The 19497-nt window shown below is 49.5% G+C and carries 17 protein-coding genes; all 17 read right to left on the bottom strand.

Translation table 11 applies throughout. The features are described from left to right. Positions 1–2 precede the first annotated feature (2 nt). A complete protein-coding gene (gene smpB / locus QOX44_RS01550) occupies positions 3–467 on the bottom strand; it encodes an SsrA-binding protein SmpB (protein ID WP_283680892.1) in 465 nt (154 codons plus the stop codon). Between the two features lie 13 nt (positions 468–480). Continuing rightward, positions 481–2637, bottom strand: coding sequence for a ribonuclease R (gene rnr, locus QOX44_RS01555; protein WP_283680893.1), 2157 nt, complete (start codon positions 2635–2637; stop codon positions 481–483). Positions 2638–2701: 64 nt separating this feature from the next. Beyond that, a complete protein-coding gene (gene secG, locus QOX44_RS01560; protein WP_283680894.1) occupies positions 2702–2929 on the bottom strand; it encodes a preprotein translocase subunit SecG in 228 nt (75 codons plus the stop codon). A gap of 108 nt (positions 2930–3037) precedes the next feature. After that, the gene (eno, locus tag QOX44_RS01565; RefSeq protein ID WP_283680895.1) at positions 3038–4342 is read right to left on the bottom strand and encodes a phosphopyruvate hydratase; all 1305 of its coding nucleotides are present in this window, start codon (positions 4340–4342) and stop codon (positions 3038–3040) included. Positions 4343–4452: 110 nt separating this feature from the next. Further along, complete coding sequence (locus QOX44_RS01570; protein ID WP_283680897.1) at positions 4453–5925, bottom strand: Ig-like domain-containing protein; 1473 nt, start codon at positions 5923–5925, stop codon at positions 4453–4455. Between the two features lie 34 nt (positions 5926–5959). Beyond that, positions 5960–7348 (bottom strand): Ig-like domain-containing protein, encoded by a 1389-nt coding sequence (locus QOX44_RS01575; RefSeq protein ID WP_283680898.1) that lies wholly within the window; start codon positions 7346–7348, stop codon positions 5960–5962. A gap of 253 nt (positions 7349–7601) precedes the next feature. Further along, on the bottom strand, positions 7602–9371 hold the full coding sequence (locus QOX44_RS01580) for a S1C family serine protease (RefSeq protein ID WP_283680899.1): 1770 nt from the start codon (positions 9369–9371) through the stop codon (positions 7602–7604). 150 nt (positions 9372–9521) lie between these two features. Further along, complete coding sequence (locus QOX44_RS01585) at positions 9522–9911, bottom strand: HEPN domain-containing protein (RefSeq protein ID WP_283680900.1); 390 nt, start codon at positions 9909–9911, stop codon at positions 9522–9524. Further along, positions 9883–10215, bottom strand: coding sequence for a nucleotidyltransferase domain-containing protein (locus QOX44_RS01590; protein ID WP_283680901.1), 333 nt, complete (start codon positions 10213–10215; stop codon positions 9883–9885). Before QOX44_RS01590 ends, QOX44_RS01585 begins: the two co-directional genes overlap by 29 nt. Before the next feature lie 227 nt (positions 10216–10442). Next, positions 10443–11984, bottom strand: a complete 1542-nt coding sequence (gene gpmI, locus QOX44_RS01595; RefSeq protein ID WP_283680902.1) for a 2,3-bisphosphoglycerate-independent phosphoglycerate mutase — start codon at positions 11982–11984, stop codon at positions 10443–10445. A gap of 249 nt (positions 11985–12233) precedes the next feature. Then, on the bottom strand, positions 12234–12977 hold the full coding sequence (locus QOX44_RS01600; RefSeq protein WP_283680903.1) for an amino acid ABC transporter ATP-binding protein: 744 nt from the start codon (positions 12975–12977) through the stop codon (positions 12234–12236). Next, positions 12964–13659 (bottom strand): amino acid ABC transporter permease, encoded by a 696-nt coding sequence (locus tag QOX44_RS01605; RefSeq protein WP_283680904.1) that lies wholly within the window; start codon positions 13657–13659, stop codon positions 12964–12966. The genes QOX44_RS01600 and QOX44_RS01605 overlap by 14 nt, the downstream gene beginning before the upstream one ends. Before the next feature lie 88 nt (positions 13660–13747). Next, positions 13748–14581: a basic amino acid ABC transporter substrate-binding protein gene (locus QOX44_RS01610; RefSeq protein ID WP_283681018.1), complete on the bottom strand. Its 834-nt coding sequence runs from the start codon at positions 14579–14581 to the stop codon at positions 13748–13750. Between the two features lie 133 nt (positions 14582–14714). After that, positions 14715–15149 (bottom strand): hypothetical protein, encoded by a 435-nt coding sequence (locus QOX44_RS01615; RefSeq protein WP_283680905.1) that lies wholly within the window; start codon positions 15147–15149, stop codon positions 14715–14717. A 65-nt stretch (positions 15150–15214) separates the two neighbouring features. Next, a complete protein-coding gene (locus QOX44_RS01620) occupies positions 15215–16468 on the bottom strand; it encodes a thiamine diphosphokinase (protein ID WP_283680906.1) in 1254 nt (417 codons plus the stop codon). A 224-nt stretch (positions 16469–16692) separates the two neighbouring features. Continuing rightward, positions 16693–18105, bottom strand: a complete 1413-nt coding sequence (locus QOX44_RS01625; protein WP_283680907.1) for an oxaloacetate decarboxylase subunit alpha — start codon at positions 18103–18105, stop codon at positions 16693–16695. Between the two features lie 233 nt (positions 18106–18338). Further along, entirely contained in the window at positions 18339–19496 is a 1158-nt protein-coding gene (locus tag QOX44_RS01630) for a sodium ion-translocating decarboxylase subunit beta (RefSeq protein WP_283680908.1), read from the bottom strand. Position 19497 lies beyond the last annotated feature (1 nt).

The following is a 19497-nucleotide window of genomic DNA, read 5'->3' on the forward strand; positions in this document are numbered from 1 at the left end:
CATCAATACAGGTTGCGCACCTTGAATTCCTTTTCCGCCTCTCTGCGCTGGTCTTTCTTTGCAATGTCCTGACGCTTATCATACAGCTTCTTTCCTTTTGCAAGACCGATCTCCACCTTTGCGAGACTTCCCTTGAAATATACCTGAAGCGGCACAAGTGTATATCCCTTTTCTGCGATTTTGCCGGTGATCTTATTGATCTCGCCCCGGTGCAGCAGCAGTTTACGCACACGCAGAGGATCCTTGTTGAAAATATTCCCCTTCTCATACGGGCTGATATGCATCCCGTAAATGAGTACTTCTCCGTTTTCAATTCGGATAAAGGATTCCTTGACGCTGCACTTTCCCATGCGCAGCGACTTCACCTCTGTGCCGTGCAGCGATATACCCGCTTCGTATTTATCTTCAATGAAATAATCATGGTACGCTTTTTTATTGTTTGCGATCAGCTTTACAGATCCTGCCATCTTTTTCCCCCTCTTACACAAGCTCAAAATCAACGGTCTTTGCCGCCTTATCTGCATCTGTCACACGCACGCGGATCGTATCGCCAAGCCGGAAGATGCGGCCTGTATCCATCCCGTACATTTCGTAGGACTCCTCCCGGTAATAATATCTGTCATCGTACATGCGCGTGACATGGATCAGTCCCTCTACCGTATTTGGAAGCTCCGCGTACATGCCATAGGACATAAGGCCTGTAATGACGGCATCGTACTCCTCCCCGATATGGCCCGCCATATACTCTGCCTTTTTCATCTTCACTGTATCACGCTCCGCCTCATCTGCTCTTCTCTCAGTCCTGCTGCAGTGCTGCGCAATATCAGGCAGGAGCTGCGCATAATGCCCGTTCTTTTCCTGCCCCAGTCTGCCACGCAGCACATCCTTGATGATCCGGTGTATCTGCAGATCAGGATAGCGGCGGATCGGCGAAGTAAAATGACAGTAATGCTGCGCTGCAAGTCCGAAATGTCCGGTATCCTCTGTCGCATACCGCGCCTGCTTCATGGAACGCAGCGTCAGCCTGCTGATCATCAGCTCCTCCGGCGTATCTGCCGTCCTCGCCAGAAGCTTCTGGAGTTCCTTTGGATGCACCTCATCCGAAATCCCCTTTATGCCATAGCCAAAGCTTGCAATAAAGGCAGCCAGCTGTTCTATCTTTTCACTGTCCGGCGCTTCGTGTATCCGGTACAAGAACGGAGTCTCCTGCCAGAAGAAATGCTCTGCTACTGTCTCATTGGCACACAGCATAAATTCTTCAATGATCCGCGTCGCCGTATTGGGCTCCTGCGGCCGTATTTCCAGAGGAACACCGTTTTCATCCAGCACGACCTTTGACTCCGAAAAGTTAAAGTCAATCGCCCCGCGCTTTTTTCTCTTTTTGCGCAGGATCTGCATCAGACGTTCCATCTCTTCAAGCATCGGGACAACATCTTTGTATTCCTCACGGAGCTGTTTCCCGATCTCATCGGTACAGGGCTGCTTTGTACCAGAAAGGATCTCCTTTACCTGTGTGTAGGACAGCCTGTGTCTGACGCAGATCACAGACTCCGTGATTTCGTGGTCGATCACATTGCCTTTGGCGTCTATTTTCATCAGGCAGCTCATTGCGAGACGATCCACTCCCGCATTCAGAGAACAGATCCCGTTTGACAGCCGGTGCGGCAGCATCGGTATCACCCGATCCGCCAGATACACGCTCGTCCCTCTCTGTCTTGCCTCGCAGTCCAGCGCACTGTTTTCCTGCACATAATTCGCCACATCCGCAATGTGCACGCCAAGATGGTAATCCGTCCCGTCAAAGGAAAGTGAAACAGCATCGTCCAGATCCTTTGCGTCTTCTCCGTCTATCGTCACCATCGTCATGCTGCGCAGATCGCGCCTTCCCTGCCTGTCTGCCTCACTGACGCAGACGGATGTCCTCTCGGCCTGCTTCATCACACGATCCGGAAATTCAAACGGCAGGCTGTACTCATAGACGACTGACAAAATGTCTGTCCCCGGATCATTGATATGCCCGATGATCTCTTTGATGCGCCCCTCCGGGCTTTTTCCTTTCTCACCGTAGGAGAGCAGCTCCACCAGGACCTTATGCCCGTCCATCGCGCCTGCGCTGTTTTCCTGCGCGATAAATATGTCTCTCGTGATGCGCTGATTATCCGGCAGGACAAATCCGTAATTTTGTGTGCTGCGGCTTTGATACGTGCCGATCAGCTCTTTGATCCCGCGCTCTGTGATCTTTACGACCGTACCCTCCTGCCGTTTTCCCTCCGTCCTCTGCAGGATCGCTACCTGCACCGTATCCCGGTGCATCGCTCCTCCTGTCTGATCCTCCGGAATAAAAATATCCGACTCGCGCCCATCCACCTCTACAAAGCCAAAACCGCGCGGATGTGCAATAAAGGTCCCTTCCAGAAACTTTGCGGTTGCCCTGCGATATTTTCCTTTGGCAGTAAGCTCTATCTTTCCTTCTACGATCAGAGCATCCAGCACTTCCCGAAGCTCCTCCCGCTGTTCGCGGGGCACACTCAGAAGAATGGCGATCTCTTTGATTTTCATGGGAATATAGTGCTTATCACAGATCATGTCATACAGCACTTTTTTCCGTCGTTCTAACTGTTCCTTCTTTTCTGCCATAACATCTCCTGTCTTTTTTATAATGCAAAGGGACTGCTGCGCCACCGCATCAGTCCCCTGTCTCTTAAAAGTTCAAGTTCAAAATAATGGCAAGCACAATAAACAGAACTGCCAGCCATGTCGTAATCTTAACAAGTCTGCCTTCCATGGAACGTGACTTGTTCTTTCCCCAATAGGTATCACCTATTCCGCCGATCGCTCCCAGGCCGGCATCCTTCCCCTGCTGAGCCAGAACAATACCTGTCAGTACAATGCAAACTAATAAAAAAACAATCGTTAAAAAGATTCTCACAGCGAACTACACCTCCTATGTCAAACATAATTAGTCTATCACAGGAAATGCCAGATTTCAACTGTTTTTTTCCATTTGGAGAACAATTTAGAGAAAGCGAACCTTTTCCTATATCCGGGCAAATGGATTCTCATATACCGCTGCAAATCCCACGGCATCCTCGATCCGCAGGAGCTGGTTGTACTTTGCAACGCGCTCTGTCCTGCACGGCGCTCCTGCTTTGATCTGCCCTGCTCCGGTCGCCACTGCAATATCCGCGATCATCGTATCCTCCGTCTCTCCTGAACGGTGAGAAAGGATCGTCCGATATCCCTTTTGCTGTGCCAGCCGGATCGCATCGAACGCCTCTGTCAGCGTCCCGATCTGGTTGACCTTCACCAGTATGGCATTTGCCGCCCCCATCTGGATCCCCTTTTGCAGGCGGCTCTCATTCGTAACGAACAGATCGTCACCCACAAGCTGTATTCTGGAACCGAGTCTGCCGGTAAGCTCCTGCCAGCCGCTCCAGTCATTTTCATCCAGTCCGTCCTCTATGGACACGATCGGAAAACGGCTGCAAAGTTCCTCCAGGTAGCTGATCATCTCACCGGTCGTTCTGGTGATCACTTCACCTTTCATCTGGCTCTCACCCGGAAAACGATAGACATGCTCCTGTGCATCGTACAGCTCGCTCGCCGCTACATCCAGAGCGATCACAATATCTTTTCCCGCCGCATATCCGGCTTTTTCCACAGCCTCACAGATCAGCTGCAGCACTGCCGCCCCGTCCGGCACATCCGGAGCAAAGCCTCCCTCATCTCCCACGCCGGTAGCCATCCCGCGCTCCTTTAAAATAGCTTTCAGCGTATGATAAATCTCCGCGCACATCTGAAGGCCATGCGCAAAGCCATCCGCCCCGACCGGCATGATCATAAACTCCTGGATATCCACACAGTTTGCGGCATGCGCGCCTCCATTAAAAATATTCATCATCGGCACCGGCATCCGGTTGGCATGCATGCCGCCCAGATACCGGAACAGCGGCGTATGCAAAGACTTTGCTGCTGTAACAGCCGCCGCCATGGATACCCCAAGGATCGCATTCGCTCCGAGCCGTTTCTTGGACGGCGTACCGTCCTCCCGGCAGAGCAGCCGATCAATCGACGCCTGATCGTATACATTCTCCCCGATCACAGCATCCGCAAGGATCGTATTGACAAAATGGCACGCCTGCTCCACGCCTTTTCCAAGGTAGCGCTTCTGTCCGTCGCGAAGCTCGACCGCCTCGTACTGACCAGTCGAAGCGCCGGAGGGCACTGCCGCCCTGCCGACGCTTCCATCTTCTGTCATCATCTCTACTTCAACGGTCGGATTCCCTCTGGAATCCAGTATCTCTCTCGCATAAACATCCGTAATCGGCATATAATTGCACATATTGTAAAACCTCCTGTATCCCTCTTTCGATCACAGCTGCTTTATACATCCAACGCACCGTATTCTGTATCAAACAGCTGCATCCGGTTTACAATAGTGTATCCATTTTCTTATCGAACAATACGGATAATATAGCCGACTTTCCAGTTATTCATATCTACTGACGGCACAGGACCAAAGGAATTATAAATAAAAATATTTTTATTTGTCACTTCATTATGTCCGCCGTCATTTTTAATATCTTCCTCGATCACAGCCTCCGGCACTCCTGCTGCGATCAGCTCCTTCTTGGTCACGCCAGACTGACCGTCTCCGCTTCTTCCTGCATCGTACCAGACATCTCTGCCTGAGGCGTCCTTTCCGGCATAAACATTCGTATGCGTCATCCCATGCCATGTACAGATGTCACCCGGAAGCAGGAGACCCTCCGCCAAAAGCTGCGCAGGACTCTTATGCACCTCTATGATCCGGCAGCTCTGCCTGAGCGTATTCTCCACTCCGCTGTTAAAGTGAATGCCTCCGTCTGTTCCCCAGAAATTCTGCTTTTCTCCGAGGCGTCCCATCTCGCGCAGCGCCATACGCACCATAAGGGCACAATTGTTGTACGTGATGCCGCGTGTATTCATCGTTGCCTTTGCCTGCGCCCATGTATATGGCGTCAGCTTGCTGCTGTTCGAATATGCCACATATTTTCCCGACGCCCGCGCTGCTTTTAATTCCTGTGAATACCGCTCCAGGATACCCAGAAACTGGTACGCCGCTGCAGAAGGTGACGTCTCGGACTTCACAACGCGCACCGTGCAGTACGCATACTGCGTCCCCTGTGTATTTGCCGCCACGATCATCGCAGTCCCTTCATTCACACCGATCACAGTACCGTTGCGCGTCACAGTCGCCACAAGGCTGTTCGAAGTCCCCCACACAACACTCCCGACTGCTCCCGATACAGAAAGTGTACGGCTGTCTCCCTCAAGAAGCTCCATCGACGACGGATTCATGCCTAGCTGTGGAACGGCTGTTCCCGAATCTGTCATGACAAGGCAGGACCCCTTCACGCCGCTTCCATCCTTTGCAGACGCTGTGATCACCGCATTGCCTACGCCGACTGCCTTTACTCTGCCTTTTGATGAGACAGTAGCTACAGACGGATTGCTGCTCGACCACACAAGGCCTTTATTATCCGCGCTCTTTGGTCCTACAGTCGCCTTGAGCGAGTATTTTTTGCCGGTCTTTAAGGATATGCTCGTTCTGTTCAGGCGGATTTTTGTCACCGGCTGCTTTACTGTGACCCTGCAGCGGTATGACCTTCCGTTCACCTTTGCCGTGATTACCGCTGTCCCCTTCTTTCTGGCCCTGACCACGCCCTGCTTATTTACCGTTGCCACCTGTTTTTTTGAACTGCTCCATTTTACTTTCTTCTTTGTCCGTTTCATTTTAAGTGTGGTGGAGGAGCCCTTCAAAAGCGTCACGCTCGTTTTATTAAGCCGTGGTTTTGCCGCCTTCGCCTGAACTGGCATCGCCAGAAGCAAAACTGCCAGCAAAACCAGAAGCCTCCCCCGCCATCTCTTTTTTTCTGTTTTCATCGCTGTCGCCCTCTTCACTGTCACACGCTTATTGTTATCTCAGTCTTATAATATGTCCGATCGTCGTGCCTGACATATTGACTGCCGCCGCAGGTCCAAAGGAGGTAAAGCTTCCCGCACTCTTATTGTAATTCACTCCGCGCCCGGCGTCATACCACAATCCGTTCCCTGCATATATGTTTGTATGCTGATACTCCACATAAGTACAAATATCTCCCGGAAGAAGATTTCCCTCTTTTAAAAGCTGATTTGGCGTCTTGTATACCGGGATAATATCGCAGTGCCGCAGCAGCTGCTCTTTTACATTCCCACGGTACTCGATCCCGCCTCCGATCAGCCCCCAGAAATTTGTGGAGTCAATGATCCCCATATCCCGCAGCCCCCAGCGTGCCAGAAGCGCACAGTTGCATTTCGGATTCTTTTTCTTTGCCTGCTTCCAGGTAGACGCAACGCCACTGTTCGCATAGCCCCAGTGTCTTCCCTGCGCGTAGTCCCGCTCTACCTGATCAGAATATTTCTGCAGCAGCGAAAGGAACTGTGCTGCCTTTGGAGATGCGCCGGACGGCGGCGTCACCTGCGGCTCCTGCGGTGTCTGCTCTTCTTCGGAGGAATCTCCCTGGGAAGCCTCCTTTACTGTCACTTTGCAGTATACCGTCTGCCTGTTGTCTGCACGATAGGCAGCAATGGATGCCGTACCTTTTCCTACTGCCCTCACCGTACCATTTCCGGATACTGTGGCAACCGCCTTATTGGAGCTTCCCCATGCAACGGGCATGCCTGCACTCCCTTTGACTCTCAGTCGGATACTCTGCCCCTCCTCCAGTGTCACAGAGGTCTTTTTCATCTTCATAGAAACAGAGGTCACAGTGATCCGGCAGGATGCCTTCGCCCCGCTTCCGTCTTTTGCCCGTGCAGTCACTACCGCAGTCCCGCTTCTTTTTCCCTTCACATTGCCCTGCGTGTCTACAGAAGCAACATCCGGATTGCTGCTTGACCAGACAAGCGTTTTGTCTGAAGCATTTGACGGCTTCACAGATGCCTGGAGCATCGCAGTCTTTCCCTGCTTTACTACGAGGACAGAATGGTTCAGCGACAGCTTTGTCACAGGCTGCTTTACCTTTACCCTGCACTGGTACACATCCTCCCCGACCTGTGCCGTGATCACGGTCTTCCCTTTTTTTCTTGTCTTTACAAGTCCCTTTTTATTTACAGTCGCCACGCTGCTCTTTGAACTGCTCCACTTCACTTCTCCCTCTACTCCGGGGAGGAGCAGACGATAGCGCTCTCCGTTTTGCGCCGTGATCTTTTTCTTTACTGTCATATTTACCTTCTCCGCCGCACTTGCAGAAAGCGGCAGAGAAAGCAATGTGATCGCCAAAAATAAAACTATGCGATACATCCAGATTTTCTTTTCCGTCTTCATAGATGATGCCTTCTCCTTTCAATTCCAACTTATCCAGCTTATTTTCATTATACACATATTTACCATATTTACAAATAGTTTTTTACAATTTTATTAAATTTATTTCTTACTTTTAAATAATTCATTACGTCCATCCACAGGACTTTTCTGTATCAAAAAAGCTGCCCCAAGAGATACGCTCTTTTGCATATCTCCTGCTGCAGCTTCTTTTGCAGATATCTCTGCCTGTTCTGGAACTTTTTCAGAGGGAAGCTCAGAATCCCTCATGATGATTGAAGTAATAATACGGAAATCTGCGGAAGCCCTCCGGCATGGAAGGAAGCTCTTCGCGACGCTCCTCCTGCATCTGCGCATCCAGCTCTGTCTCATCCTCCTGCGGCTCTGACTCCTGCGCCTCTGATTTTTCCTGTGCTGCGGACTCCTCGCCTTCCTGCAGTGTGACCTCTGCCTCTCTGCTCTCATAGGAACCATTATTAGCCGTCTGGAGCTCTACCGTCACCGTCTCGCCCACTGCATAGTAGCTGATCTTATCGATCAGATCGTCGGAGCTGGTCACCGCTTCTCCGTCAAACCGGGTGATAATATCTCCCTTGCGGATGCCTGCCTTATCCGCAGCAGAGCCTTCTGCTACTTCATAGACAAATGCGCCCTCCGGCATATCATAGAGATCCTTCGCGTCCTCATTTACATTCACAACTGTAGCGCCAAGATATCCGCGCTGTGTATTTTCCATTTTATCGCGGGTTTCTTTGTTCGCCAGACGCTCCAGTACCGGTATCGCAGTATCGATCGGCACAGCATAGCCCATGCCTCCGTCCTCATATGCCACGCTGATGCCGATGACCTCGCCCTGCGTATTGAGCACGGCACCGCCTATACTGCTGTAACGCATCGGCGCATCGATCAGAAAGGTATCCGTATCTACATCGCCGGATTCAAAGGACCGATCCAGCGCACTGACAATACCGGTTGTGACATTGCAGCCATAATCCGGCTCATGTCCGATCGCAAGAACCGGCTGTCCCGTCTTCAGATCCTCTGACTCTCCAAGGCTCGCGATCCTGATCTGCTCATAAACATCCTCCGGAATATCAGCAAGCGATACGGCAACCACTGCGAGTGCATCACTATTATCCACTCCCTTTATCTTCGCCGGAATCCCCTTTGCATCCTTTTCATCCTTATCTGCTGCAAACCATACCTCCAGATCCACTGCGTCTGCTGCGATGGAACTGTTTGTCGCGATCAGGAGCTCCTCTTCATTCTGAGCAATGACAATACCCGAAGTCAGCTCTGTCACATCCGGTACCGTGTCCTGCGGCAGATATCCTTCCATGTTAAGGCTGCCGTACGGATCTAACATATAGCCGCCTTCCTGAGCATACGCATCTTCTCCTGATTCCTGCTCCACGGTATTTCGGATCAGGACGATCGAAGACTGCACCTTCTCAACGACCTCCGAAACGTCCGTAGCCACTACAGAGCCTTCGCCGGTCTCTACAGACTCCATCTTTGCGTATGACTCCTCGTCATCCTTTTTATCTTCTTTATCGGATTTCTTATCATCATCCTTTTTATCCGATTTTTCATCTTTCTTGTCGGATTTCTCATCGTCATCCTTTTTATCCGATTTTTCATCCTCCTTATCGGATTTCTCATCGTCATCCTTTTTATCCGATTTTTCATCCTCCTTATCGGATTTCTTATCGTCCTCTTTCTTGTCTGACTTCTTATCCGACTTCTCGTCCGCATCATCCTTCTTATCCGATTTTTTATCTTTCTCTTTTTTGTCGGATTTTTCTGTCTCTTCTTCCTCTGCAGTTTTGAGGGTGATCCGTTCCTCTTCTTCCTCATCTGCAGTCTTCATCGTGATCCGCTGCTCTTCCTGTGCATAGGCGATATCAGCGCCAGCCCCTGCGCCCGCCGCCGTACCTGCCAGAAATACACTTGCCATAGCGATCACACCATAACGCTTCCATGCATTCCATTTACGGTCTTTGCTCTTTTTATTCTGATCAGACATTGCTGCATCCTCCTTTTATACCTTGATGATTTTCTTCAATATACCGAATGAATGTGTCAAAAATGTGAAAAATACTGCAAAACTATTTTTCTGGAAGATCTATACTTTCAGACAGTTTTGCAGCCTTTTACATGCCGTCACACCGCTTTATCATGACGCGAGTACGGATTTTCCCCATTTTATGATTTCATCCGCCATTTTCAAAGCGTCTCTGACATGATGTTCCTCTAAAAATAATTCGCTAGGATACCGCACAGCAACACCATACGGTGTCAGCTCATCTGCATAATCATAAAGTTCATCTCGCACAGACACCTGATTTTTTATTTGATTCATCAAAAATGATAAATCATGTGATTTTGGCATCCCTCCCCTGGAACCACTTGCTATAATAATTCCCTTCATTATTTTTTCTGCCGATTGCTGACAATGATAACAAATAATCTCATACGGTTTGGGGTAATATGTTTCATACAAATGCTTTGCTACCCCATAGTCCATTTCTGCCATATCAACCCACTTTTTTATTTCCTGATTCATACAAAAGCACTCCTTTTTTTTCCACCTCATTTTCTACTGACGGAATATTCTTTTTATTTTCAAATGTGCTTTCTGTTCCAACAATAATATCTACTGGACGTTTTTTTATCTTTCGGATGGAACGATATGCCTGTGTAGTCAAATCCTTTAAATTCTCCTTTGCATCGTTCACAATAATGTAAAAATCAAAGTCGCTTTCTTCGGTATAAGTGCCATTTGCAAAAGAACCAAATAAATAAATTCTCAAAGGCATCAATTGACTGATAAACTGTTCTTTCAGTTCCTCAATTTCATTTACTGGCATATTATCACCACCTTGCTTTTTTTATCGTTATATTTCTTTTTGTATCCCTATTATAGCACCTCTCTGTATGATTGTCATGCCTGAGTTTCCACATGCTAATTACTACAGCAAAAAACTCCTGAAACTTCAGCATCCATTCTCCGAAGTTCCAAGAGTCCTGCAATTAAGTCATTGTGGATTAAGCTATGCTTAGATAAACACACCCTGCCATCGGGTGTTTTATCTTTTTATTTCTCGATCAGAAGAGACTCTCCTGTCATCTCTGCCGGCTGCTCCATTCCCATAAGAGCAATCAGAGTCGGCACAATATCAGCAAGACGTCCGCCCTCTTTCAGACCGTACTTCTCTTCGCAGTTTACGAGGATAAACGGTACCGGATTCGTTGTATGCGCGGTAAACGGAGCCTCTGTGTCATAGTCTACGAGCTGCTCTGCGTTTCCATGATCCGCGCAAATGAACATCTGCGCATTGACATCCTTTACTGCTGCGACAACTTTTCCAACACACTCGTCCACTGCCTCGATCGCCTTTACTGCAGCTTCCATCACACCCGTATGGCCTACCATATCCGGGTTCGCAAAGTTCGTGATCACGACGTCATATTTTCCAGAGGTCACTGCCTCCACTACCTTATCGCACACCGCGTACACACTCATCTCCGGCTGCAGATCATACGTCGCTACCTTCGGAGAATTCACAAGAATACGATCCTCGCCCTCGTTCGGCGCCTCCACGCCGCCATTAAAGAAGAATGTCACGTGTGCGTACTTCTCTGTCTCCGCGATCCTTGCCTGCTTCAGCCCATTTGCCGCAAGATACTCGCCAAATGTATTCGTAACTGATACCTTCGGGAAAGCAACTGTCTTATTCGGGATCGTCACATCATATTCTGTAAAGCATACGTATACGACATTCTTTCTCGCTCCGCGGTCAAATCCGTCAAAATCATCGCAGCAGAACGTACGGGAAATCTCTCTCGCGCGATCCGGGCGGAAGTTAAAGAAAATGACAGAGTCATTGTCCTGGATCGTCGCTACCGGAGCGCCGTCCTTTACTACAACTGTTGGAAGGACAAATTCATCTGTCTCTCCCTTGTCATAAGACTGAGCCACAGCCTCTACACCGGATGCTGCCGTCACACCCTCACCCTGTGTCATAGCACGGTATGCCTTCTCGACACGATCCCAGCGGTTGTCACGGTCCATTGCATAATAACGTCCCATCACCGTAGCGATCTGACCGACTCCGATCTCCTGCATCTTGTCTGTAAGCGCCTGCACGTAATCTTTTCCGGATGCCGGCGGCGTATCACGGCCATCCAGGAAGCAGTGTACATAAACCTTTGTCAGACCGTATTTCTTTGCCATCTCAAGGAGGGCATACAGGTGTGTGATATGACTGTGTACTCCTCCGTCTGAAAGCAGACCGTACATATGGAGGCTGGAATCCTTTTCCTTTGCATTCTCCATCGCACGCTTCAGCTCATCATTTTCAAAAAAGGTCCCGTCCTCGATTTCCTTTGTGATCCTCGTAAGATCCTGATATACGATACGCCCTGCTCCCATATTCAGATGTCCTACCTCTGAATTACCCATCTGACCATCCGGAAGTCCTACTGCCAGACCGCTGGCATTTCCCGGTACGAACGGGCAGGTTGCCATCAGCTCATCCATCACAGGAGTGTTTGCCTGTGCGATCGCATTCCCCTCCTTTTTGTCATTCAGTCCGTATCCGTCCAAGATCATAAGTACCGTAGGTCTCTTCTTCATCTTCATTCTCCTTCTATCTTAATAGTCCATAGATAAAAAACCACATTTTCTGACTGCTGTATTATAGCACATTCTTCCATACAAACGCAACGCCATTTTCTGTATTGCGCAGCCTCCGGCACAGTATCTGAAAAAGCATGCGCCAGAGCGTTCTGCCGCAGAGTAAAAGCCGGCATACCGCGCGGATCTGCTCCGCCAGAATATACCGGCCCATTTGCTTTATGATCGATGTGCTTTTGTCCTTTTACTCTATACAAGTACTTTGGAAAGGAAATCCCGTAACCGGGGATTCTGCGGATTCGCAAAGAATTCCTTCGGCGTATTTTCTTCTTTGATCGTTCCCTCATCAATAAACATGACGCGTGTCGCAACCTCTCTGGCAAATCCCATCTCGTGTGTGACAACAATCATGGTCATTCCGGTCTTTGCAAGCTCCCTCATAATATCCAGGACCTCGCCTACCATCTCCGGATCAAGCGCCGACGTCGGTTCATCAAAGAGCATGACATCAGGATTCATCGCGAGCGCACGCGCGATCGCAACGCGCTGCTTCTGTCCGCCGGAGAGCATGGACGGATACTGATCTGCCTTATCTGGCAGGCCAATACGCTCGAGAAGCTCATCTGCCCTCCTCGACGCCTCCTCCGCACTCATCAGCTTCAGCTTCACCGGAGCCAGCATAATATTTTTCTTGATCGTCATATGCGGAAACAGATTAAACTGCTGAAAAACCATGCCGATCTTCTGCCGCATTTTGTCAAGGTCTACCTTTTTATCTGTAATATCGACTCCCTCAAAGAGGATCTGTCCGCCTGTAGGCACCTCCAGAAGATTCAGCGAACGCAGAAACGTCGATTTTCCGCAGCCGGACGGCCCGATGATCGCCACGACCTCTCCCTTTTTGATCTCTGTCGTGATCCCGCGCAGGACGTCCAGCCCGCCAAAACTCTTTTGCAGATTATTTACCCTGATCAAAACATTATCTTCGTTCATTGTTCCTCAGCCTCCTCTCCAGAATACTCAAAAGCTTGCTGAATACAAGTACCATAGCAAGATAGATGAGCGCCACCGCGATCAGCGGCATAAACGCGTCATACGTCCTGCTTCGGATGATATCGCCGCCCTTCGTCAGATCCTCAAGCGCAATATAGCCTGCGACTGACGTCTCCTTGAGCAGTACGATAAACTCATTTCCAAGCGCCGGCAGCACATTTTTGAACACCTGAGGAAGGATAACGTAAATCATCGTCTGACCGTATCCCAGTCCGAGGCTTCTGCCCGCCTCAAGCTGTCCGCCCTCAATAGACATGATACCGCCTCTTATAATTTCCGCCACGTATGCACCGGAATTCAGACCGAATGCCAGAATAGCGACAAGCGTCTTGTCTATCTTTACAGAGCCAAAAATCACAAAATAAATGATCAAAAGCTGAACAACGACCGGTGTACCGCGGATCACCGTAAGGTATACCTTGCAGACTGCATTAAGCAGCCTGAGCTTGCCTGTCTTTTCGCATGTAGAGCGGACGATCGCCACGATAAAGCCGAGGACAATACCGATCAGAACGGCGAAAAAAGTAACTGTCAGCGTCGTTTTCAGACCGTTTACCAGATATTTCCACCTGTCATCCGCAATAAAATTCAAATAAAACCTGTCCTGAAATTCCTGCAACATACTCATAAACTCCTAAATAGGAGTGCGCGATGTTCTTCTCATGCGCACTCCCTTCCTCTTACTCCTTTGTCAGTTACAAATATCTGTGTTACTGCGCTGCCGTTTCCGTCTCTGTCTCAGCAACTTCTGTCTCAGCAGCCTCTGTCGCAGCTTCCGTTCCCTCTTCCGCTGCCTGTGCCTCAGCTGTCTGCGCCTCTGTCACAGCTTCTGTCTCCTCCTCTGAAGCATCACCGCCGATGTACTTATCTACTACCTTCTGGAACTCTCCCTCTTCCTTCAGCTCGTTCAGTGCTGTATTTACCTTCTCGAGAAGCTCCTCATTGTCCTTTGCGATAGCGATTGCGTACTCTTCCTCTGTAAATGCCTCCTCAAGCAGCTTGATGCCCTCATTCTGCTCTACGAAAACCTTTGCCGGTTCCCCGTCAATGATCACCGCATCAATCTTGCCCTGGATCAAAGCCTGTACTGCCTCAAAGCCTTTGCTGTAACGCTCTACCGTGCCATCCTCAATATCTTCTGCATAGATATCGCCTGTCGTTCCAAGCTGTACACCGACTGTCTTACCTGTGAGGTCCTCCGGAGATGCGATCTCACTGTCCTCTGTCACGATAATCATCTGTGTCGCCTTTGTATAAGTATCTGTAAAGCTGACCATCTGCTCACGCTCCGGCGTCACTGTGATGCCTGCCATCGCGATATCTGCTTTTCCTGTCTGAACTGCAGCCAGCACAGAATCAAATGCCATGTCCTCGATCTCCAGCTCCATGCCAAGCTTATCAGCAATCAGAGCGGCTACCTCAGCGTCAATTCCTATGATCTCGTCTCCCTCGCGGTACTCATACGGCGGGAACTCCGCGTTTGTCGCCATCACCAATGTCTTATCCTCATCTGCCATAGCTGTCATGCCAAGAGACATCACCATAGCGCCTGCCGCAACTACTGCCATAACCTTTTTCATAATGATCTCCTCCTCATAAACATAAATAAATATGAATTTTTATAAACAATACCACCAAACCGCACATCTGTCAATAGCTTTTTTATTTTTCCCTGTATCAAAGCCGGATACGGGAGGCTGCCAAAACAGCCATACATAAAATCCCACTCATGACAAAGGAATCCTGCACGGTACTGTATGTCTGGAAAATCCCAGGTACAAAACAGTAGATAAAATAAAGTATCGTACAGGCAAGAAATATAAAAAGCTGCCGGCGCGCATACCTCCTCCGTTCTTTTGCAGAAGCCTTCTGCGCCTGCCCATATGTGATTTTATTCATCCAATATACATTTTTTGTTGCATAAATAATCATAAAAAGAATATCCAGCATACCATAGAGCACGATCCCGAAGGACCGGACCGGCCCCTGTCCTGCAAGCCGGAGCATCCCGAAGGATCCCGGCAACAGAAGTATCCCGAGCAGCAGCAACCAGATGTCAAACAGGACATACGACGCTGTGTCATACGGTTTTTTCTGGCTGTTCTCTCTCATCTTGCATCTCCTTTCCACCCGTTTTGGCTTTCCGTCCCGTGTTCCCTGCCTTCCCGCTTTGCTCTTTAGCAATTTTTGAAAAACGGTGTCCGGCTTTTTGGCAGACCATTTTCCTCACTCCACAAAAGGATCAGCGTCCCTTCTCCCACTGCGACACTGCTTTCTTCCCCTATAAATTCATTGCTGACTCCAAGCGTCTTATCGCATGTCATGACTGCGTCCTCCAGCGTATATTTCAATCCGCGCTCCCAGACGCCATGCGCCGGGGCGCTCAGACAAAATACAGACAGAATCCCCTGGGCGGATCCTGCAAATGTGACGCATTCCTGTGTAGCTGCGGTAAGAATATTGCCCTCCCCGATCAGATACGCCTCTGCGCCCTCCCTCGACAACCCCATCAGGAGCTGGAGATTACCGATCGTGTGATCGAGCCGTCCACCCAATCCGCCATAAATCAAAAAGCGTCTGCATCCCTGCTGCACACCGTACGCTGCTGCAAGCGCCATATCGGTATCATCCTTGATCGGCGAATGACGCTCCAGATGCTCATGCTCCGGTATGCGCTCAAGGGAATCAAAATCCCCAAGCAGCACATCTGCCTCAATCCCTGCCTCTTTCAGGTAGGTATATCCTCCGTCCGCCGCTATGACGAGATCTCCTGCCTTCGGCTGTATGCACATTCCATCAAAGCTCCCGGCTCCGACAATAAAACACGTCTTTCCTGCTGCGCACAGCTCCTCTGTATCTAAAGCCATATCATCTGTGACAGAAAATACGAGATGCGGCATATCGATCCCATAATAGTGCTTGACAAACTGATCCTTTACCACCATGCCATTTCGCCGCGCCACCCTCTGCGATGCCACATTGTTGTCACGGATGATCGAGTAAAGCTCCTTCATTTTCAGCTGTCCGAATCCATACGCTTTGCAGGCAAGCGCGGCCTCTGTGGCGTATCCCTGATGCCAGTATGCCCTCTGCAGCAGATATCCGATCTCCGGCACCTGTCCCCCATGATACTCCTGCATCGTGATACCGCACTGCCCGATCATTTCTCCCGTTTCTTTCAGGACCACTGCCCACAGACCAAACAGATGCCCATATTCTTCATAGCGTCCCAGCTGCCGCTCCAGCCACTGCCATACTTCTTCATCAGAAAATGCATGCTCATACGCATACATCACCTCAGGGTCCTTCAGTATCCGGCACAGCGCAGCAAAATCATCCCTTGTCATTTCTCTTAAATATAGTCTTTTTGTTTCCAGCTTTATCGCATTCATAACTGTCAAGTCTCCTGTCATAGCCATCATAATCATCATTTGCCGCTCCCGATAAACAGGCTGCACCTGCTCCCGGCCGCTGACATTATGAATTATACCATAAACCCTTCTTTTCTGTCACTTTTTATAAATCTCTGAGAAAAAATAACCATCCTGCTATCTGCCCGAATGAGCCACTTCGCAGTCTGTATCGCCGGGCACACGAAAACCGCCCTTCCGGCTTTTCTGGCCAAAAAGGGCGGTCCAAATTTTATTGTATTTCTTTATACCGGATATGCTCCGTTCTTTGTATCTGCTACAGTCGGATCTACTTTTTTCTCCTGTGCCTCACGGTACTTGAAGAACTCTGTAGCTACCTGCGGGAACAGTGCGTAGGAGAGAACGTCCTCATCCTGCTCGGACCACTGAGCCATCTCGCCGCGCAGTGTATCGAGCTCATCCGGAATCAGGTCAGCCGGACGGCAAGTAATAATCTCTGCATCGCCGATGCATTTTTTCTGTACTTCCGGATTGAACGGTTTTACTGTTGCGCCGTATTTTCCACTCAGGACATCCTTTGTCTGCTGCGGAACCATCTTGTAGCGCTCGCCGTTGATGACGTTCATAACAGCCTGCGTACCTACGATCTGAGAAGACGGTGTAACAAGCGGGCACTCTCCAAGGTCCTTACGTACGCGCGGAACTTCCTCAAGCACTTCATAGTACTTGTCCTCTGCATGCAGGTCCTTGAGCTGAGAAGTCAGGTTGGACAACATACCGCCCGGTACCTGATACAGCAGTGTCTTGATATTTACGCCGAGGTTCTTCGGATTAAGCAGACCGCTCTCCAGAGCCTCATCGCGGATCGGTCTGAAGTAATCAGCGATCTCTGCAAGCAGCTTCTGATCAAAGCCTGTATCGTATGGTGTGCCCTTGAAGGTCTCTACCATAACCTCTGTAGCCGGCTGGGAAGTACCAAGTGCGAACGGTGACATAGCCGTATCGATCACGTCTACGCCTGCCTCTACTGCCTTTAAGTATGTCATAGAAGCAACACCGGATGTATAATGCGTATGAAGCTGTACCGGAATATCTACGACTTCCTTAATTGCTGTTACAAGCTCTGTAGCTGTGTACGGAAGGAGAAGACCTGCCATGTCCTTGATACAGATAGAATTTGCACCCATATCCTCGATCTTCTTTGCCATCTCTGTCCAGTACTCCAGTGTATATGCCTCACCCAGTGTATAGGAGAGCGCTACCTGTGCATGTCCTTTTTCTTTATTTGCTGCCGTTACTGCTGTCTGCAGATTGCGCAGGTCGTTCAGACAGTCAAAAATACGGATGATGTCAATACCATTTGCGATAGATTTCTGTACAAAGTACTCTACCACATCATCTGCATACGGACGGTATCCCAGGATATTCTGTCCACGGAACAGCATCTGCAGCTTTGTATTTTTGAATCCGTCACGGAACTTGCGAAGTCTGTCCCACGGATCTTCCTTCAGGAAACGAAGAGAAGCATCAAATGTCGCTCCACCCCAGCACTCTACGGAATGGTAGCCGACTTTATCCATTTTATCAACGATCGGGAGCATCTGCTCTGTCGTCATACGTGTCGCGATCAGAGACTGATGCGCATCACGAAGGATCGTCTCAGTAATCTTGATTGGTTTTTTTACTTGTTCAGCCATGTTAGTCCTCCTGTAATAATGATAAGGAAAAGGAATAAATTCGCAGTGCCTGCCTCAAAAACGCTCCGCATTTTTGAGGTCGCGGGCGTTCGCCCTATACTGCTTTTTAAGGAAGTTCCGTTCACTAGGCTCTGGCTTCGCCTGACGGCTCGCCAGTCGCCAAGTTCCCCGGAACGACCTTCGCACTAAACTCAAGCTGCGCTTATCAGCTCGCTTTCGCTAAGTGCTCTAGGTCATACCCCGAATATTGCCATGAATGTTCCGGCTGCGACAGCCGTACCGATAACACCTGCTACGTTTGGTCCCATTGCATGCATCAGCAGGAAGTTTGTCGGATCTGCTTCCGCACCGACCTTCTGTGATACACGCGCTGCCATCGGTACTGCAGATACGCCTGCGGAACCGATCAGCGGATTGATCTTGCCGCCTGTCAGCTTGCACATCAGTTTTCCAAGGAGTACGCCGCCGGCTGTACCAAATGCGAATGCTACAAGTCCAAGAATAACGATCTTGATCGTATTCATGTTCAGGAATGCCTCTGCACTCGTCGTAGCACCTACGGATGTACCAAGCAGGATAACAACGATATACATCATCGCGTTGGAAGCTGTCTCTGTAAGCTGCTTTACAACACCAGACTCACGGAACAGGTTACCAAGCATCAGCATACCTACAAGCGGAGCTGTGGACGGAAGAAGCATACATACAACGATCGTAATGATGATCGGGAAGAGGATCTTCTCCAGCTTGGAAACCGGACGGAGCTGTTCCATCTTGATCTTTCTCTCTTCTTCTGTTGTGAGCAGCTTCATGATCGGAGGCTGGATGATCGGAACGAGAGACATATAGGAATATGCCGCTACGGCGATCGGTCCCATCAGGGCTGTCTGTCCAAGCTTACCTGCAAGGAAGATCGATGTCGGGCCGTCTGCACCACCGATGATAGAGATCGCTGCTGCTGCCTTGCCGTTGAAGCCAAGGAAGATAGCCAGGAAATAAGCTACATAGATACCAAGCTGTGCTGCTGCACCGAGCAGAAAGCTCTTCGGGTTTGCGATCAGCGGACCGAAGTCTGTCATCGCGCCGACACCCATGAAAATCAGTGACGGAAGAATACTCCACTCATCCATCAGATAGAAATAATGGAGAAGACCGCCTGCATGTTCAATACCGTTTGCGTCTGTATATGGCTGCGCCATAATATCCGGGTAGATATTTACGAGCAGCATACCGAATGCGATCGGGACAAGCAGCAGAGGTTCAAATCCGTGTTTGATTGCCAGATACAGGAACACACAGGCTACTGCGATCATGACATAGTTTCCCCATGTCAGATTCAGGAACGCTGTCTGATCCAGTAAGTTGGACAACGTATTTGTAATGTAAGACATT

It is taken from the genome of Parablautia sp. Marseille-Q6255 (assembly GCF_951230155.1).
Taxonomy (GTDB): domain Bacteria; phylum Bacillota; class Clostridia; order Lachnospirales; family Lachnospiraceae; genus Choladousia.

Excerpts from the sequence above, each read along its gene's own strand:
- QOX44_RS01575 (WP_283680898.1), bottom strand. The coding sequence starts at position 7,348 with ATGAAGACGGAAAAGAAAATCTGGATGTATCGCATAGTTTTATTTTTG.
- QOX44_RS01580 (WP_283680899.1), bottom strand. The coding sequence starts at position 9,371 with ATGTCTGATCAGAATAAAAAGAGCAAAGACCGTAAATGGAATGCATGG.
- QOX44_RS01630 (WP_283680908.1), bottom strand. The coding sequence starts at position 19,496 with ATGTCTTACATTACAAATACGTTGTCCAACTTACTGGATCAGACAGCG.
- QOX44_RS01610 (WP_283681018.1), bottom strand. The coding sequence starts at position 14,581 with ATGGTGATGTCTCTTGGCATGACAGCTATGGCAGATGAGGATAAGACA.
- QOX44_RS01615 (WP_283680905.1), bottom strand. The coding sequence starts at position 15,149 with ATGAGAGAGAACAGCCAGAAAAAACCGTATGACACAGCGTCGTATGTC.
- QOX44_RS01570 (WP_283680897.1), bottom strand. The coding sequence starts at position 5,925 with ATGAAAACAGAAAAAAAGAGATGGCGGGGGAGGCTTCTGGTTTTGCTG.
- QOX44_RS01590 (WP_283680901.1), bottom strand. The coding sequence starts at position 10,215 with ATGCCAGTAAATGAAATTGAGGAACTGAAAGAACAGTTTATCAGTCAA.
- QOX44_RS01585 (WP_283680900.1), bottom strand. The coding sequence starts at position 9,911 with ATGAATCAGGAAATAAAAAAGTGGGTTGATATGGCAGAAATGGACTAT.
- QOX44_RS01605 (WP_283680904.1), bottom strand. The coding sequence starts at position 13,659 with ATGTTGCAGGAATTTCAGGACAGGTTTTATTTGAATTTTATTGCGGAT.
- QOX44_RS01620 (WP_283680906.1), bottom strand. The coding sequence starts at position 16,468 with ATGATGATTATGATGGCTATGACAGGAGACTTGACAGTTATGAATGCG.
- eno (WP_283680895.1), bottom strand. The coding sequence starts at position 4,342 with ATGTGCAATTATATGCCGATTACGGATGTTTATGCGAGAGAGATACTG.
- rnr (WP_283680893.1), bottom strand. The coding sequence starts at position 2,637 with ATGGCAGAAAAGAAGGAACAGTTAGAACGACGGAAAAAAGTGCTGTAT.
- QOX44_RS01625 (WP_283680907.1), bottom strand. The coding sequence starts at position 18,105 with ATGGCTGAACAAGTAAAAAAACCAATCAAGATTACTGAGACGATCCTT.
- gpmI (WP_283680902.1), bottom strand. The coding sequence starts at position 11,984 with ATGAAGAAGAGACCTACGGTACTTATGATCTTGGACGGATACGGACTG.
- smpB (WP_283680892.1), bottom strand. The coding sequence starts at position 467 with ATGGCAGGATCTGTAAAGCTGATCGCAAACAATAAAAAAGCGTACCAT.
- QOX44_RS01600 (WP_283680903.1), bottom strand. The coding sequence starts at position 12,977 with ATGAACGAAGATAATGTTTTGATCAGGGTAAATAATCTGCAAAAGAGT.